The sequence below is a fragment of the Anaerosacchariphilus hominis genome (assembly GCF_014290175.1).
Taxonomy (GTDB): Bacteria; Bacillota; Clostridia; order Lachnospirales; family Lachnospiraceae; genus Laedolimicola; species Laedolimicola hominis.
The window spans coordinates 173,458-190,397 of record NZ_JACOOR010000004.1 but is presented as its reverse complement, the minus strand read 5'-3'; the positions used below and the strand labels follow the sequence as shown (position 1 = coordinate 190,397).

Here is a 16,940-nt window from a genome sequence, read left to right as displayed (position 1 = left end):
TTCAGGCGCTTTTCTGAACTTAAAACCGCTTACAGCCGCTGACGGTCTCTCTCTGAAAGAAGAAAAGGCTTTACTGTGCACCTTCATCGCATTTGTTATATCGAGATTTATTCTATACCTGCCCAGCGGCGGTTGTCAAGTATTTTCTGTTTTATTCTGCTGTTCCCGCTGCTGTTCCCGCTTCTGTTCCTTCAACATCCGTCTGTAATAAGACACCCGGCGGAACTGATCCTCGAAGTAGGAATTGATCTCGGCGCCAATGAGAATAATGTACATACAGAAGTACAGCCACAGCATCACCAGCACAATCGTGGTCAGACTGCCGTACATATTGATCAGGCCCGGTGAATACTCCACATACAGGGAGAACACGATGGAAAATACATACCAGCACACAGCGGAAAACAGGGCTCCCGGCGCCTGCCGGAACAGACGTACCTTCCGGTTCGGCACAAACCGGTACAGAACCATAAAAAGCACCGCCAGAATTCCGATGGCCACTATGCCTTTGAGACGCAGGATGATCTCCGTCACATAGGTGAGAATGGGCGCGTATTCCACCGCCACCTTGTGCAGGGAATTACCGAAGACCAGCACCACCAGGGACAGGATAATGGCCACCACAAACACCACCGTATAAAGAGCGGACTGGAGACGCAGGATGATGTAGTTTCTGCGCTCCTCCACATTGTAGATCATATTCATGCCCTGAATCAGCCCCATGAAGCCCTTGCCTGCGGACCAGGCGGTCATGATCGCGGACAGGGAAATGGTCACCGCCGTCCGGCTGTAGACTTCATCAATGAGCCCCTGAATAAAGGTATCCATGCTGGGCGGAAAAAGCACCTGGGCCACCCGGTAGATATTCTCGGGAGTCAGGGAGGTATACTGGATCAGGGTCACCAGCAAAATGATAAAAGGGAAAAAGGACAGCATAATAAAGTACGCGGTCTGTGCCGCATACGCCGCCACGCAGTCCTCCTGCATGGCGTTCAGAAAGCCCATGATTAATTTCACGCATTTTTTCAGAAGCTTCATCGTACCCCCGTCATCCTTTATCCTTTATCCTTTATCCCGCGCAGTCTCTGTCTCAGACGTTCCCCGTCTTATCTCATACAGATTATCTTACCATATTCCACCGATTCCCGTCAATTCTGCACCCGCATAAAAGAACTCCAGAATTTCTTCAAAGGATTTTCCCTGCTTTCCCATGGCGTTGGCCGCGTTCTGGCTCATACCCACGCCGTGGCCATAGCCGCCGCCCTGCAGCTTCCAGCCGGACAGCTCTCCTTTTTTATCAAACAGCGGCGTGATCTGAAAGCAGGCGCTGGGAAGAAGACTCCCGCAGCGGGATACCGTTCCGTCCTGCTTCCGGATCTCTGCACCCGGCAGGCCAAGGAGCTCCCGGATCTCATACTCTCCTGCAATCTCCAGGTTTTGTTTTTTTCCACGAATCCGAAGCCGTACTGCCGCGCCGCCCGGATTTCGCTCCAGCACGTCGATACCCTGTATCGTTCCGATGGCTTCCGCCTGATTCACATGAACGGACAGATTTTCATTATCCTCCTCCAGTTCCCAGCGATACCACCCCAGTTCTGCTTCCCAGGTATCCTCCCGGTTTTTCAGAAACTTCCGAAAGGCCTTTTCCGTGCTCAAATCCACGGTCTCCCCGCCCTCCTTTACCTGATGAACTGTCAGATAGGGCGTCATCTCCCTGTCTCCATCCTTCCAGACCTCCTGGTTTCCCACAGCTCCCCAGGAGGTGGAAAAGTAATAAGCCGTAATCAGCTCTCCCTGCCAGACCAGTACCTGTCCCTCTGTCTCCTCCACGGCCCGGTCTGTGGCCTCTGTCCGTTCCACATTTCCATAGACCTGATAATGGACGCTGTCGTCCACATGAGCCTCGCAGAAAGGATAGCCGTATGCGCTCTGCTCCTTATAAGCATAGGTACGGGCGCAGACTGCCTGGGCCTTCAGAGCTTCGCTGTGATAGCCCGAGGGCATTTCGCTGGGGACCACCCCCTTCAGATAGGTCTCCACCGGCAGCTCGTTGATCAGATAAAATCCCTTCTCCGAAGGCCGGATTTCCAGAAGCCCCGGATACACCGGATGGCCGCAGTTCCGGTTCAGGGAAACTGCCTGGATTCCCTGTTCTCCGGCCTGCACCGTCATCACCTCCGGCCAGTCTGCCAGGGGTTCCCCGTTCAAGTATAACACACCGTCCTCCCAGCTGAACAAAAAGATGGTTCCTGTCTCCAGAACCTTTCCTTCTTCGCCGCCCAGAAGTGACAGTTCTTCTCCGTCTGCCGCTTCCAACTCCACATTCTCATGCAGGATATCCCGGAATTCATCCGTTTTCAAAAGAACCCGGATCGGTTCTTCTTTCAAAACTGCATTTTCTGCCTCCATATCTTCCTCCTCCAAGGAATCTTCTCTCTTGTTTATCTTCTCTGTCTCATCTGTCTCTTTCGTTATTTCCTCTTGATATACCGGAAGTTCCTCTTCTTTTCCTCTCCCTCTTCCATGTACCTGTATACAGAGAATTACGCAGCCCAGAAGCAGAAGCGCTGTCTTCTCCAGAACCTGACTCCGTTTTTCTCTCCGGACCCTGTCCCATTTCAAGTCCCATCTCAATCCTGTCCCTCCCCGGCCTTTTCTATCAGTTTATTCCAACGGAGGATATTCTATGCCCTTCCGGTTCCGTCGCGCCGAGGCGCGGTTGCCTTGGCAACTATCTACCACTGCGCCGAGTGCGCATCTTTGCAAGCTCTGCTTGCTTTTATGGAATAGGGAATTCTATCGGAATTTCCTATTCCATAAAGAAGACGGGAGATACTTTCCTGCTTCCCTGGAAAGTATCTCCCGTCTTTTTGGAGAGTCAGATTATATAGTACAGGTTTCAATGCATCTCCCGGCCACCGCTCACATTAAACGCCTGGCCGGTACAATAGTCACCGGAAACCGTCAAAAACTCAACAAAGTCTACCACATCTTCGATGGAGGTCAGCCGGCCCAGCGGCACCTTGGCGGTGAACTTGTCTACGACTTTATCCCGCTCCATATGAAGATTCTTGATATAGCCTGCGCTTACCGCGCTCCATACGCCCGTGTGATCGGTGATACCCGGGCAGATACAGTTTACATTGATATTGAAAGGAGCCACCTCATAGGCGATGGCCTGGGTCATGGCAATGATCGCGCCCTTGGCTGAAGAGTAAGGAACCATCAGCGCCGAACCGGTCTTTCCGCTCTTGGATGAGAAGTTAATGATCTTACCCTCTTTAGCTTCTTTCATGTCCCCGATGACTTCCTGAATACAGTAGAAAGCACCGTAAACATTGACCTTCATGATCTTATCCCACTCTTCCGGAGTCACATCCTCGATGGGATTCTAGCTGGACAGACCGGCCACATTCACCAGACTGTAGACCGTGGGGTGTTCTGCGTGAATCTTTCGGAAAGTCTCCTTCACCGCATTTCGGTCTGTAATGTCCACCACGTATCCCTTGGCGTCATAGCCCTGCTCCCAGAGCGTGGCCGCGCTCTTCTCCACTTCCGGATTCACATCCAGAAGAATGACTGTGGCTCCATCCTTACAGTACCGCTCCGCCACTGCGAAGCCGATACTCTTGGCCGCTCCCGTTACCACACATACTCTCTCTTTTATTGTATGCATTCTCGTCCGCTCCTATTCCTGTGGAATCGCTTTCGCGATTTGATTCTATTTCTGTACGATATAGCTTGGTTTCCGGTTAAAAAGATAGCTGTCCTGCACCGTATTGGTGATCAGGGCGTAGAAGCTGTCCGTAGCGGAGCTAAGCTGGATCCCCAGATACTTCAGGGCCTGGATGCCTTCCTTTTCACTGCGTTCCGACACCTGGGACAGCAGATACCGGGCAAAGCCCACGATATCCTTCTGCCGCACCTCCGGATCGGACTGCCAGATCTGCTTACAGATCTGACCAAACATACCCAGACGGGCCTGATAGAACTTCATGCACTCCTCCACGGAGGTGCCGTCTGCCGTTCCCACCAGCTTTCCGTACACATCCCGGGCTACCGCCTCCTGAATCTGGGTCCGGTATTTCTCCGAGGTCAGCTTCGGCTTTGCATTCCAGGACAGCGCCTCGATGACCAGCAATACAGTCAGGTACTCTACGGTAAACCGGCTCTGCTCCTCCTGGGACATGTGCAGCTCCTGCATCAGCTTTTTATCCTCTGCTGCTCTCCCGTAATATTCTACTACCAGTCCGCTGATCGTATCGATATATTCCTCCATCGACAGCTGAAGCGTCGTATGCAATGCCATCTTTTTCATAGGATCCCGTTCCTTTGCTATTCCAGATTTGCGTGATGATTTTTTACTGTTTCCTCGGTCCAACCGTTGCGTTTCATAATCTCCAGGGCGATCACATCGCACAGCAGATACAGCTGCTGTTCCACCAGAGTGGACATGGGCTGAATGGAAATCACTTCATCGTCTCCCGAGAACTTGGTGCGGCCCTTCAGATACAATCTCTGATCCGCGATCTGATCCACGGAGCTGTCCGGCGTACATCCGATATAGAATACGCTGGCTCCCACGCTGTCGGCCTTCTTCGCGATCTGCACCGGTACAATGCTCTCTCCTGAGGAAGAAGCTACCAGCACCAGATCGCCCGGCCCCACCGGGCCTTCCGTCTCAGCGCCCACATAATTGATGTCCACACCCAGGTGAAGCAGACGCTTCACCCAGGCCTTCATGGAAATCAGAACACGTCCCACGCCTACGCAGAGCACTCTCCGGTTCGGGGTCATCAGTGCGTCCACCAGCGCATCCAGCTGTTCCTCATCAATGGCGCTCATGGCTGTTTCCAGCTCTTTTACGATAATGCTCTGCCATTTTTCCGTCATTTCGCATTCCTCGAATACATGGCCTTACAGATGGATACCTTTCTGGTAAAGATATCAGAGCAAAGCTGCGGCAGATCGTCCAGATTGCTGCGGTGGGTAATCAGATCCTCCACCGGCATCCGGCCCTCGTCCATCATCTTTACGGTGTAATGCCACTCGTTGATGGGGCTCTGCGCGTAATGGGAATTCCAGATACCCTGAATCTTCAGCTCTTTGCGGAGAATCAGGCTGTGCTGATGCAGCTTGATGGTGGTATCTCTGTGGGGATTACCCATCATTACGATGGTTCCGAAGGTCTTTACGCACTCAATGGCGTTACCCAGAGCCGCGCCGGTTCCGGTTCCCTCGATGACCACATCCGCCGGTCTGCCGTTGTTGAGCTTGCGAAACTCCTCGTCCACATTGACCTTCAGGCAGTTTACGGTCTTCACGCCGCGTTCCTCCGCGAAGGCTACTTTATCGTCTGCCACGTCTACCAGCATAATCGGATCCGCTCCGAAGATCTTACCCCAGCGGGCCATCATCTGTCCAATAGGGCCTGCTCCGAAGATCAGGAGGGACTGTCCTGCGGAAATACCGCTCAGGCGCACTGCATGCTGTGCTACGGTACAGGGCTCTACCATACCGAGGGCGTCACCGGAAAGATCCGGATTTCTGGATTCTACAAAATGCCATGCGCTGGGTACCAGGCAGTACTCCGCGAAACCGCCGTCGCTTCTGGATCCCAGATAGTCGTAATCCAGACACATTGCGTAGTTTCCTGTCTCGCAGGATTCACATTTCCGGCAGGGAATGCAGGGGAAGATAGCTCCGCGCTTTCCAACCAGATTCGGATCCGCGTCCTCACCTACCGCTACGATCTCGCCGCCAAACTCATGTCCGATGGTCAGCGGATATTTCTGCTTGCTGGTTCCCAGCTCGAAGATACGGGGAATATCAGATCCGCAGATACCGCAGGCATCCACGCGAACCAGAAGCTGCTCTCCGTGAGGTTCGGGTACATCCACCTCCACCGTACGGAAATCACCGATTTTAAATAACTGCGACGCTTTCATTTTCATTTTTTACTCCTCCTATGTTCCTACAGCAGCTTGGCGATATCGTACTGTCTTGCCGAAGGAATAATCTGCACCTCTACCTTTACACCTTTGGCGATGAGTTCCTTAAAGATCTCTCTCTCCTCGGGAGATGCGGAAATATTCTGGAACAGCTTGGTTCTGCCATTGGACATTCCCATACCGCCGATGTTTACAAAATCAATGTCGATGCCATTGTCGATGAGCTGTTTGATGGTTCCCGGAACCTTTACAATGATCATGGTGGGCTTCTTCAGACCCTCTTTCAGTAGCTTGGTTGCCTCCTCGACGGAGCGAATCTCGATGGAAATGTGATTCGGAACCAGCAGGGAAAACATCTCGCCCATGAACGGGTCCTGGCATACCTTATCATCAATGACCAGAATGTGCTGGATAGCCGGAATGCTCTTCAGCCATGCCGCGCATACCTGTCCGTGAATTAATCTGTCGTCGATTCGTGTAAAAAGAAGATTCTCCATACTCATATTGTCTACACCCTTTCTTTTTCGGTTTTACCGCTTTCCAAACTCCGAAATCTCGTTTCGGCCGTTTTCCAGAAGAGCCTCTATCAGCTCTTCCATCGTCATCTCGTCGCTGCGCTCCATCACACAGTACATGACCATGGGAAGATTTACGCCTGTGAGAATCCGTATCTTGTGTGTCATGGACAGACGGAACATGGTATTATTCGGCGTGCCGCCGGCGATATCCACCAGGGCCAGAACGCCATCCCCCGTATCCAGTTCCTCCACCTTTTTCTCCGCCAGCTCCAGAAATTCTTCCGGGGACTGTCCGGGCAGTACACAGACGCTGCTCATCTGCTCTTTTTCACCAACCAGCATTGCCGCGCTGTTCAGGAATTCTTCCGCAAGACGACCATGGGTCGCCACAAGAACACCAACCATTCCTTTTCTCCTTTCACGCGTCCAGCGCTTTCCGATATGCCTCGCAGTTCTTTACGAAACCTGCGGGACCGTCCTTCATGGTGGAAGAGGTTCCCACCACCAGACCGTTGGCTCCTGCCGCCAGCATCCGGGGCGCGTTTTCTGTTGTCGTATTTCCGTCCACGATTAAATCAATATTCTTACCGGAGCGATCGATGATTTCCCGGATACGTTTCAGTTTCTCCAGATGATCCGGCACCATCTTCTGTCCCGCGAAGCCCGGATTCACTGCCATAACCAGTACGAAATCCAGAACTCCGGCCATCTCCTCCACCCAGGATACGGGCTCGCCGGGGCTTAAAACAATACCTGCCCGGCATCCGCGCTCACGGATACTCATGAGGAAACGATAGGGATTGCGGGCCACTTCCGGATGGAAGCTTACCCAGTCCTTCGGCTGCGGTTTTAAATATTCCAAAAACATCTCCGGCTCGGTACACATCAGATGGATATCCACCGGCATATCCGTAATGCTCTTCAGGAACTGATAGTCCCGGACGCCCATCATGATATTCGGTACATAATGCCCGTCCATCACGTCAAAATGAATGGCGTCCACTCCGCCCTGCTCAAAGCCTCTTACATAGGGCTCCATCTCCGCCGGAGTGCAGCACATCACAGATGGTAAGATGATAACTTTCTGATTCATAAATAATTCCTCTTTTACTTTTCGGTTCTTTCTGGTAAATATGGCAGCCGAAACACTTCCGCTCCTGACTGCCATATCCCACTTACTCTAATTTAACGATATGCTCCGCACAGTGCGCCAAGGCCAACTGTAACAAATGCAAGTACGAACATGATAAGGATGATCGTGTTCGGTTTTACTCTCTTCTTCAGGAGGGCACGTACGCCAAGTACCAGGCCCAGCGGAAGGATACCCGGAAGCAGCGCGTCCAGCACGGTGGTCTGCAGGTTGAAGGATACGGAACCGATCTCGTTCTGTACTTCCCATCCAATCAGAGACAGATTGTAGCTGATGTTGTTGACTGCCATACTTCCGACTACCATCAGACCTACGATGCTGACCAGATCCAGAATTTGATTCAGAACACCGGTCTTCAGGAAACTGATGATTGCGCTCTTACCCTGTTTGTAACCCAACATGTACATGTTGTAGCCCAGGGTCAGCATGATTGCCTTGTAAATAATCTCGAATAAAATCGGGCCTGCGTAGTTGCCTGCCAGTGCCAACTGGATGCAGACACCTGCCAGAATCGGGTATACGATAGACTGTGAAACTACGTCACCGATACCAGCCAGAGGTCCCATCAGAGCGGAACGAACGGATACGATCTCATCTGCCGTAATGTCGCCGTCCAGCGCTCTCTTCTCCTCCATTGCCGCTGTGATACCATGGATAACAGTACCCATATAAGACGGCTCTGTATTAAAGAAGTTAAAGTACTTGGAAATTTCTTCTGCGTACTGCTCCGGCTCATATAACCGGCGGATAATCGGAATAAACGCATTGGCGTTACCAAGAGCCTGCAGACGTTCATAGTTATAACAGGTCTCACTGGAGTATCCCAGCATCCAGTTTTTTACCAGATCGGATTTTCTTAATGCTCTGTCACCCATAACTATGCCACCTCCTTGTCTTCTTTGTCCTTACCAAAGTAGTAAAGGACGAACGCGATGATTGCGCCGAATACGGTAATTGCCATGGTGCTCAGTCCCAGGAACTGTGCCAGGAAGAAGCCCAGGAAGAAGAACGGAAGAAGTTTCTTCGTCTGTCCCAGGTAATTCAGCAGCATGCCGATACCAAGTGCAGGGAGGATACCTCCAACCATTGCGAATGCGTCGATGATCCACTGGGGCATTGCAGAGAGCCAGTCACCTACTACGGAACCCTTCATAACGATCAGGAACGCCGGAAGGCCGTTCAGAATCAGGGATACGAAGAAGGACGGTACATAGTTGAAGAAACGAACCATCTTCAGGTCTCCTCTTGCAGCTGCCTTTTCTGCCATATGTACCCACATGGAGTTGATGGACATATAAGCATTCCAGATCATAACTGCTACGGAACCGAGGATAACGCCGATGGTAGTTGCTGTGGTCATATCCAGACCGGATACCAGACCCAGAGCGGTTCCTACGGAACCAGCGAACATTGCGTTACCGGGCATGGAGCCTCCGGCTGTAATGAATCCTACATAAGGCAGGTTGATGGCTGCCGCCAGCATCATACCTTCCATGGGGCGTCCCATAACGATACCTACCAGGAATCCGGACCAGATAGGATACAGCCATGTTCTTGTGATGATATGGCTAAACCACCAGGTACTGCAGGTAGCGATCAGAGCTACCAAAATCGCACGAACTATCATACTTTTTCTCTCCTTATATTGTTATTTTTGTTACCGTTGGCTTTTACTGCGGACCCGGATAACACTCACCTCCCCCTTCTCCTTTTGGCTGCAATAAAAACCCCCATTTCCTGAATTTTATTCATCCAGGTCATTAATATATGCTATCACCTTTTCCAAGGCTTGAGCTTCATCGGAACCGTCTGCGGTGACGCAGACGTTTGTGCCTTCTGTAAAGCACCCCTTCAGTACGGAAAACATGCTCTTTCCGTTGCAGGAGATATCTCCGTTTTTCAAAATAATGTCACTTTCAAAGGTCTTGCACAGCTTTACCAGCTGGGATGCGGGTCTGGCATGCAGACCTGTTTTATTCTTTACTACTGTAGAACTCTCTACCATTTTTATCCTCCACTACTTTTTTCACTGTTTTTCTTTTTTCAAAATAATTCCCCGAAATCCTTTTTACTGTCTCCGAATACAATCTGGGCGTACACCGGAATCCCTTCCTCCTGAAAGCTCTTCAGCATCTCGATCTCTTTTTCCGATGCGTACAGGTTACGGCTCAGATACTTTCTGGAGGGGCCTGCAGCCATGCCTCCGATGTTTATCTGTCCGGGATGGTAACCCAGCTCTCTGAGCTTCCATAAGGTCTCCGGCCGCTTCACCAAAAGAATGGTGTTCGGCGGTGTTCCATCCGCGTGTTCCCTGAGATACTCACTGGCCTGTACGGTGTCCAGAATCTTCATTCCCATTCCTTCGGGAATCGCCATAGTCAGCACCGTCTCCGCGAACTGGTCGTCTACCAGCTGTTCGTCCACCACAAGAATCTGCTGGGCCTTCAGCTTCTTGGCCCAGGAGGCCAGCACCTGTCCATGTATCAGCCATTCATCTATCCGATTAAGCACTATGTTCATCTGTCTGCCTCTTTCTTCTTTCTCGTTCCCTTGAACATGACACGATTTTACCCCCCCAACACACTTTGTCAAATTTTCGCCGAAAATCACCACTTTATCATGTGTGTCTTGTGGTAATTTTGTATAGTTATAGCTCTATAAGCCATATTTTTTTATCTATTTTATGTATAGATTGTTTTGTGTATTCATCGTATGATATATAGTGTCAATAATTTATTCTTATTTTTACACACATTTCATTCAGATTTTTTACCGTGTCTGTTTTTGGATATGTTTTGACAGTCATTCGTGAAAAAAATATAAAATTTTTCTGAATTTTTTCGTAACAGGAGATAAAAACATGGAACAAACAGCAAAATCAAGCCGTAAGACGAAGGTTCTGACCCTGGTGCAGGAAGCCACACAGGAACTTCTGGATTCGGACAGCGACCGGGTAAGCGGTATCCACGCCGGTCTCATTGCCGAAAAACTGCAGATGGACCGGGCCAATGTGGCCCGGGAGCTGAACAGCCTGTACCGTAACGGTCAGCTCATCAAGATCCAGGGAAAACCCACCCTGTATCTGTGTCGTTCCGTTCTGGCCCGCAAATACCCAAATGTGTTCTTTCCTTCCACACTGGCCAAGGACGGACATCTGAAGGACTATATAGCCGCCGCGCCGCCTGTGGAGGCTCCGACAGCTCCTGTCCGCACTCCTCTTCCGGAAGAAAGCCTGGAGACAGCCGTGGGAGCCACTCACACCCTGAAGACCGCTATCCAGCACGCCAAGGCCGCGGCCCTCTACCCCACCCATAATCTGCATATCCTCATTACCGGGAACCTGGGCGTGGGCAAGGGTCATCTAGTCCAGAAGATCTACACCTACGCCGTCTCTCAGGGCAATCTTGGCGAAAACGCTCCCCTCATCACCGTAAACTGCAAAGAGCACAGCGCCAATTCCCAGCTGATGCTGAACCAGCTCTTCGGCCACACCCGGGACGCGGCCCTGAAGTCTGAGAAGGCACAGAGGGGCCTCATTGAGCGCGCCTCCGGAGGCATCCTCTATCTGAGCGAGGTAGATAAACTGCCCTCCGCTGCCCAGGATATGTTGATTACCCTGCTGGAGAAGAATACCTACACCCGCATTGGCGAGGCCTCCGTCACCCGTTACGCCAATACCTTCATCATCGCCACCTCCACAGAATCTCCGGATTCTCCGGGACTGGCGCCCTTACGTCAGCGGTTTCCCGTCCGGATTCATGTGCCGGATCTGCGGTCCTGGACGCCCCGGGAGCTGACGGAGCTGCTGATTCAGGCCTTCCGGAAGGAGGCCTCCTCCACAGGCTTAAGCTTCCGGATTTCCCGGGATGTGTTTTCGGTCTTTTTAAAGGCTCCCTATCCCGGAAACCTGGGCGACTTAAGCAGCGTAGTCCGCACCACCTGCGCCCTGGCCTTCCAGGATATGGCCACTCTGCCCCATGTGAAAACCATGGAGATCCATCTGCGGCATCTCCCCTTTGACTTTCTGGGCAGTATCCAGGAAGAACCAAAACAGGATGCCCGGATCCGGGCCCTGTTCCAGGATCTGGATCTGGAGTACTTTATCTTCACTCCCACCTCTTTCTCCTCCAACCGCTATATCGCCGCCCAGCTGCTGGCCCTGCTCCATCAGGAAAATGAGCCTGTCCGCCATCCGGAGGCATCCGGTTCAGAGGAAAGCTCCTGCGTGCCGCTTCTGATCATCTGCCACGGGAACGGCATCGCGGAGGCTGCCGCCGCCTACATCAATGATTCTCTGGGGCAGCAGATAGCCACGGGTTTAAGCTATCCTTCCTCCGTCCCCTTCCGGGAGCTGCAGGGAAAGCTGCTGGACACGGTACGGGCCATCGCCGCTCCCACCGGCGTGCTTCTGGCTGCCGATATGGAGCCCCTGACCACTCTCCACGAGTATGTTATGCAGGAGACCGATATCCCGGCAGACACTGTCACCGGCTTCACCCTTTCCTCCCTGCTGACCATCGCCCAGCTGACCTGTCAGGAACGGATGACCCTGCAGCAGCTCACCCGTGAAGCCCTGCTTCTTATGAACTCCACAGCTGCCAGCCCGGACGCCACCTTCTTAAATCGGACTGCAAGAGAACTTCTGGAGCCCTCCATGACCTTCTTAAATCCCTACAAGGCCATGGATGTCTTAAGCTCCACCCTGAACGGCATCCTGGACGAGCTGGATATCATTCCTTCCAACGAAGTGACCATCAAGTTCATTTTCCATGGCTCGCACATGCTGGAGCGGCTCATCAGCGGAGATTCTTTGAAGTATGATGGCCTGAAGACCTTTGTAAACCAGCACAGTCACCTCATCGCCCTCCTGGAACAACATATGTCCTATGTGGGCGAAATATTCGGCGTGTCCATCCCCATCAATGAGCTGGCTTATCTGGCAGAAATCATTCTGCCCTACCTGTAAACCGATCAAAAAAGACCGCTGCGGCTATTTTTATACCGCAACGGTCTTTTTGTTCTTCCTGAATTCTATTTTTTCTTCCAGAACTGAATTTTCTCTCTTCGCCGGCGCTTCGTCCTTCTCTTTTCCAGTTCTTTCTTTTTCTCCGGATCCGTGTAGGCCTCGTAACTGGTCCAGTCGTCCAGGGCCTCCTCCTGCAGAGTCAGATTCAGCACCTCCCGGCGAAGCTTCCAGAGCTCTTCCTTTTCCTCCGGCAGTTCCAGAGCGCAGGCTGCCCGGGCCAGATTCATCAACGGATATTCCTTCTCCAGTCCAATCTCTGCCTGAAGCTCAGCGCAGTTCTTCATGGACTTCAGCGCCCCTTCCAGATAAGCCTCGCCGGCTTCCCCTTTCTGTCCGGCTGCGTAACCGGCCCAGTCGTGAAGCACCGTGAGTACCGCCCGGTACTCCTCGTCCGCCTCCAGTAAAATCTTCTGAAACTCTTTTAACAGCGCTTCCTTGGTCTCCAGGCTCACTTCCCCGTTCATACGGGTATATTCCAACTGCTGGCGGGTATTACAGGCCCGGTAGACCGCGTTGGCATAGACGGACATAACTCTTCTCGCCTCGTCAAGCAGGGCCCAGTCTCCCTGCTCCAGAAGAGGCTTTAAAGCCTCCCAGTCCCGGCGAAGCCCTTCGCCCTGTACCGGCCCTCCGGCCAATGCGCTGCCAGCTCTCCGGTACAGCTCCGCGCGGCCGTCCGTCTTTTCTTCCGCCTTCTCCGTCATAAGTGCCACTGTTCCTTCATAATCCCCATCCCAAAATTTTTTCGCTGCCTCTTCCAGCTGTCGTTCCTTCTCCATGCTTTCCCCTTTACCTGTTTTGTATAAAAGAATGTGCCATTGGCACATTCTCGCGCCGAGGCGCGGTTTCCTTGGCAACCATCTATACCGCGCCGAGTGCGCATCCTTGCAAGCTCTGCTTGCTTTTACGGAATAGGGAATTCTATCGGAATTTCCTATTCCATAAAAAAAGCAACCGCTGTGCGGCTGCCTTTTTTATCTTTAGGAACCCAAAGTGCCGTTTCCGCGATTTTGACGCCTAGCTAATGCTAGGTGGGTAACCTCAACTGCCCTTCTGCCTTCCACTGCAAAATCGGAGGCCTGACATCCAGACAGAAATATTGGAATCCCATGAACGTAAATGTAGGTTCAAAATAGCGGGTTCACGCACACCCCAGGAAACTTCCTTTTCTTCATGACGTTATTATACTGCATCTGACTCTATTTGGCAACAGAAAATATTTTCCGCTCCTCTCTTTTGTATATCAAAACCGCTGACAGTCCGGTCAGCCACTCGGTCAGCCAGAAACCGTGCCATACGCCCGCGGCTCCCAGGAAGCGGCTTAGCACAAATCCCGCCGGAACCAGCAGAATCAGATACCGCAGCAGTGAAATCACCAGGGAGGGGACGCCACTTCCCAGTCCCTCCAGCACGCCGCTGGAAATAATGGATATCGAGGATACCAGAAAACCTGCGGAAATGATCCGAAGAGCCTCCGCTCCCATCTGCACCGTGGCTGCATTTTCGGTAAAAAGACCGAAGATGCGACCGGGAACCAGCAGGCAGATCACGGTTCCTAAGGCCATGATCACGGCAGCCATGGAAAGGGCCGTCCGGTAGATCCCATGCACCCGTTCTTCCTCGCCGGCGCCATAGTTGTAGCCCACCAGGGGACGGATGCCCTGGACGATGCCGTTAGCCGTCAGATACAGGAAGGTCTGTAGTTTATAATATACGCCGAGTACCAGCACGTAGACCTCCGAAAATCCGGCAAGAATCGCATTCAGGGCGGATATTGTCAGGGAGGGAACCGCCAGGTTCAGGGTGGCCGGAATCCCCACACCGTAGAGGCGGCCCAGTACTTCCTTCTCAAAGCACAGATTTTTTCTGCTGATCTTCACCGGAATGGGCCGTGCCACATAGATCACCAGATAGACCGCCACACTCACGGTCTGTCCGATTCCGGTGGCCAGGGCCGCGCCCTCGATGCCCATGGCCGGGAAAGGGCCCACGCCGAAGATCAGCAGGGGATCCAGAATAATATTCGCGATACAGCCCGCCATGAGGCTTACCATGGACACCTTCATCCGTCCCACAGCCTGGAAGATCTTCTCAAAGCTCAGGCTGAAGGATATCATAATCGCAAAGGCAAATACGATATGGGAATAGCGCAGGGCATAGTCGATGACCACCGGATCCTTCGAGTAAAGTCCAAGAAAGGATGGCATTACCAGCATACACCCTATCATCAGCACCAGGCTCTGCACTGCGTTCAGAAAAAACCCTGTGGCGGCCGCCCGGTCTGCCTGTTCCTTCTTCTGTGCTCCCAGATAAAAGGCAATGGCCGCATTGATGCCGATACCGAAACCGATGGTAATGGCATTAATCAGGTTCTGGATAGGATAGACCAGAGACAGGGCCGTCATGGCTTCCTCACAGATCCTGGCCACAAAGTAGCTGTCCACGATATTATACAGAGAATTCACCAGCATGGACAGGACCATGGGCAGGGACATGGTCAGCACCAGGCTGAAAATCGGTTTTTCTTTCATAAAGGTATCGTTCATCGTCTAGCTCCTCATTACTTATTTTACCGCATAAAAATACCACACAGACACGATCTCTCATATCTGTGTGGCGAAAAGCAGAATTACTCCGGAAAAATCCACTCCCTTACGGGTTTTAATAATTGTGAATTACAGCTGCGGACCTGCTGCTACCAGTGCCTTACCGTCTGCGTTGCTCTCATACTTCGCAAAGTTCTTGATAAAGCGCTGTGCCAGATCCTTCGCCTTTGCATCCCACTCTGCAGCGTCTGCGTAGGTGTCGCGCGGGTCAAGAATGCCTGCATCCACTCCCGGAAGAGCTGTCGGTACCTCGAAGTTGAAGTACGGAATGGTCTTTGTCGGTGCAGTCTTGATATCGCCGTTCAGGATCGCGTCGATGATTCCACGGGTATCCTTGATGGAAATACGCTTGCCTGTGCCATTCCATCCTGTATTTACCAGGTATGCCTTAGCTCCGCTCTTCTTCATCTTCTTAACCAGCTCATGCGCGTACTTGGTCGGATGCAGCTCCAGGAATGCCTGGCCGAAGCATGCGGAGAAGGTCGGTGTCGGCTCTGTGATTCCACGCTCGGTTCCTGCAAGCTTTGCAGTGAATCCGGACAGGAAGTAGTACTCGGTCTGCTCCGGTGTCAGAACGGATACCGGCGGAAGTACGCCGAATGCGTCTGCGGACAGGAAGATTACATTCTTAGCGTCCGGACCGGAAGAAATTACATTTACATTCTGCGCGATCTTCTCGATGTGGTTGATCGGATAAGATACACGGGTATTCTCTGTAACGCTCTTGTCAGCGAAATCAATCTTGCCTTCTGCATCCAGAGTTACGTTCTCCAGCAGAGCGTTTCTCTTGATTGCATTGTAGATATCCGGCTCAGACTCCTTGTCCAGGTTGATAACCTTTGCGTAGCAGCCGCCCTCAAAGTTGAATACACCGTTGTCGTCCCAGCCGTGCTCGTCATCGCCGATGAGCAGACGCTTCGGGTCTGTGGAAAGTGTGGTCTTACCTGTTCCGGAAAGTCCGAAGAAGATAGCGGTGTTCTTTCCATCCATATCTGTGTTTGCGGAGCAGTGCATGGAAGCGATGCCCTTCAGCGGCAGATAGTAGTTCATCATGGAGAACATACCCTTCTTCATCTCTCCGCCGTACCAGGTATTTACGATAACCTGCTCACGGCTGGTGATATTGAACATAACTGCGGTCTCAGAATTCAGACCCAGTTCCTTGTAATTCTCTACCTTAGCCTTGGATGCGTTGTATACAACGAAATCCGGCTCAAAGTTCTCCAGCTCCTCAGCGGTCGGCTTGATAAACATATTGGTTACAAAATGTGCTTGCCAAGCTACCTCTACAATGAAACGGATAGCCATACGGGTGTCCTTATTTGCGCCGCAGAATGCGTCTACTACAAACAGTTTCTTATTGGACAGCTCTTTCTTTGCAATGTCCTTTACAGCGGTCCATGCTTCCTGAGTCGCCGGATGGTTGTCGTTCGGATACTCCTCAGATGTCCACCATACGGTGTCCTTGGAATTCTCATCCATTACAATAAACTTGTCTTTGGGGGAACGTCCGGTATAGATACCTGTCATAACGTTCACTGCGCCAAGCTCGCTCTCCTGGCCTACTTCAAAACCTTCCAGACCTGCCTTTGTCTCTTCTTCAAAAAGCATCTCGTAAGAAGGATTGTGTACGATTTCTGTAGTTCCGGTAATGCCGTACTGAGTTAAATCAATCTTTGCCATCTTTCA

Annotated in this window: 16 protein-coding genes, 1 other RNA gene, 1 pseudogene and 1 other annotated feature (1 of these 19 running past the window's edge); of the genes and pseudogenes, 1 reads left to right on the top strand and 17 read right to left on the bottom strand. The window is 51.9% G+C overall.

Annotation, left to right across the window (positions count from 1 at the left end; genetic code table 11):
- Positions 1–96: a binding site (T-box leader), on the bottom strand (it extends 160 nt beyond the left edge of the window).
- 39 nt (positions 97–135) lie between these two features.
- The 13 genes and pseudogenes from H8S44_RS08005 to H8S44_RS07940 form a co-directional block, all read right to left on the bottom strand.
- On the bottom strand, positions 136–1,038 hold the full coding sequence (locus H8S44_RS08005; RefSeq protein ID WP_186872021.1) for a YihY/virulence factor BrkB family protein: 903 nt from the start codon (positions 1,036–1,038) through the stop codon (positions 136–138).
- A gap of 87 nt (positions 1,039–1,125) precedes the next feature.
- Complete coding sequence (locus tag H8S44_RS08000; RefSeq protein WP_186872020.1) at positions 1,126–2,634, bottom strand: SpoIID/LytB domain-containing protein; 1,509 nt, start codon at positions 2,632–2,634, stop codon at positions 1,126–1,128.
- 265 nt (positions 2,635–2,899) lie between these two features.
- Positions 2,900–3,676: pseudogene (locus H8S44_RS16385) on the bottom strand (SDR family NAD(P)-dependent oxidoreductase).
- A 45-nt stretch (positions 3,677–3,721) separates the two neighbouring features.
- Positions 3,722–4,318, bottom strand: coding sequence for a hypothetical protein (locus H8S44_RS07985; RefSeq protein ID WP_186872017.1), 597 nt, complete (start codon positions 4,316–4,318; stop codon positions 3,722–3,724).
- Between the two features lie 17 nt (positions 4,319–4,335).
- Positions 4,336–4,893, bottom strand: a complete 558-nt coding sequence (locus H8S44_RS07980) for a phosphoheptose isomerase family protein (RefSeq protein WP_186872016.1) — start codon at positions 4,891–4,893, stop codon at positions 4,336–4,338.
- Entirely contained in the window at positions 4,890–5,954 is a 1,065-nt protein-coding gene (locus tag H8S44_RS07975; RefSeq protein WP_243167521.1) for a galactitol-1-phosphate 5-dehydrogenase, read from the bottom strand. The genes H8S44_RS07980 and H8S44_RS07975 overlap by 4 nt, the downstream gene beginning before the upstream one ends.
- Positions 5,955–5,974: 20 nt before the next feature.
- Positions 5,975–6,454 (bottom strand): PTS system mannose/fructose/N-acetylgalactosamine-transporter subunit IIB, encoded by a 480-nt coding sequence (locus tag H8S44_RS07970; protein WP_186872015.1) that lies wholly within the window; start codon positions 6,452–6,454, stop codon positions 5,975–5,977.
- Between the two features lie 27 nt (positions 6,455–6,481).
- Positions 6,482–6,874: a PTS sugar transporter subunit IIA gene (locus tag H8S44_RS07965; protein WP_186872014.1), complete on the bottom strand. Its 393-nt coding sequence runs from the start codon at positions 6,872–6,874 to the stop codon at positions 6,482–6,484.
- A gap of 13 nt (positions 6,875–6,887) precedes the next feature.
- The gene (locus tag H8S44_RS07960) at positions 6,888–7,562 is read right to left on the bottom strand and encodes a ribulose-phosphate 3-epimerase (protein WP_186872013.1); all 675 of its coding nucleotides are present in this window, start codon (positions 7,560–7,562) and stop codon (positions 6,888–6,890) included.
- Positions 7,563–7,654: 92 nt separating this feature from the next.
- Positions 7,655–8,494, bottom strand: coding sequence for a PTS system mannose/fructose/sorbose family transporter subunit IID (locus tag H8S44_RS07955; protein WP_186872012.1), 840 nt, complete (start codon positions 8,492–8,494; stop codon positions 7,655–7,657).
- Positions 8,495–8,496: 2 nt separating this feature from the next.
- Positions 8,497–9,246, bottom strand: a complete 750-nt coding sequence (locus H8S44_RS07950; RefSeq protein WP_186872011.1) for a PTS mannose/fructose/sorbose/N-acetylgalactosamine transporter subunit IIC — start codon at positions 9,244–9,246, stop codon at positions 8,497–8,499.
- A 117-nt stretch (positions 9,247–9,363) separates the two neighbouring features.
- Positions 9,364–9,624 carry an HPr family phosphocarrier protein gene (locus H8S44_RS07945; RefSeq protein ID WP_186872010.1) on the bottom strand — a complete coding sequence of 87 codons (261 nt, stop codon included), beginning with the start codon at positions 9,622–9,624 and terminating at the stop codon, positions 9,364–9,366.
- 38 nt (positions 9,625–9,662) lie between these two features.
- Positions 9,663–10,139 (bottom strand): PTS system mannose/fructose/N-acetylgalactosamine-transporter subunit IIB, encoded by a 477-nt coding sequence (locus tag H8S44_RS07940; RefSeq protein WP_186872009.1) that lies wholly within the window; start codon positions 10,137–10,139, stop codon positions 9,663–9,665.
- Positions 10,140–10,479: 340 nt separating this feature from the next.
- Between H8S44_RS07940 and H8S44_RS07935 the strand changes: the two genes are divergently transcribed.
- Positions 10,480–12,585: a sigma 54-interacting transcriptional regulator gene (locus tag H8S44_RS07935; RefSeq protein WP_186872008.1), complete on the top strand. Its 2,106-nt coding sequence runs from the start codon at positions 10,480–10,482 to the stop codon at positions 12,583–12,585.
- Positions 12,586–12,650: 65 nt separating this feature from the next.
- On the opposite strand, the gene H8S44_RS07930 is transcribed toward H8S44_RS07935, so the two are convergent.
- The 4 genes from H8S44_RS07930 to pckA all read right to left on the bottom strand — a co-directional run bounded on the left by H8S44_RS07930 (position 12,651) and on the right by pckA (position 16,934).
- The gene (locus tag H8S44_RS07930; RefSeq protein WP_186872007.1) at positions 12,651–13,424 is read right to left on the bottom strand and encodes a hypothetical protein; all 774 of its coding nucleotides are present in this window, start codon (positions 13,422–13,424) and stop codon (positions 12,651–12,653) included.
- 202 nt (positions 13,425–13,626) lie between these two features.
- Positions 13,627–13,807: non-coding RNA, 6S RNA (gene ssrS, locus H8S44_RS07925), on the bottom strand.
- Positions 13,808–13,844: 37 nt separating this feature from the next.
- Positions 13,845–15,191 carry an MATE family efflux transporter gene (locus tag H8S44_RS07920; RefSeq protein WP_186872006.1) on the bottom strand — a complete coding sequence of 449 codons (1,347 nt, stop codon included), beginning with the start codon at positions 15,189–15,191 and terminating at the stop codon, positions 13,845–13,847.
- 129 nt (positions 15,192–15,320) lie between these two features.
- Positions 15,321–16,934, bottom strand: a complete 1,614-nt coding sequence (gene pckA, locus H8S44_RS07915; protein ID WP_186872005.1) for a phosphoenolpyruvate carboxykinase (ATP) — start codon at positions 16,932–16,934, stop codon at positions 15,321–15,323.
- Positions 16,935–16,940 lie beyond the last annotated feature (6 nt).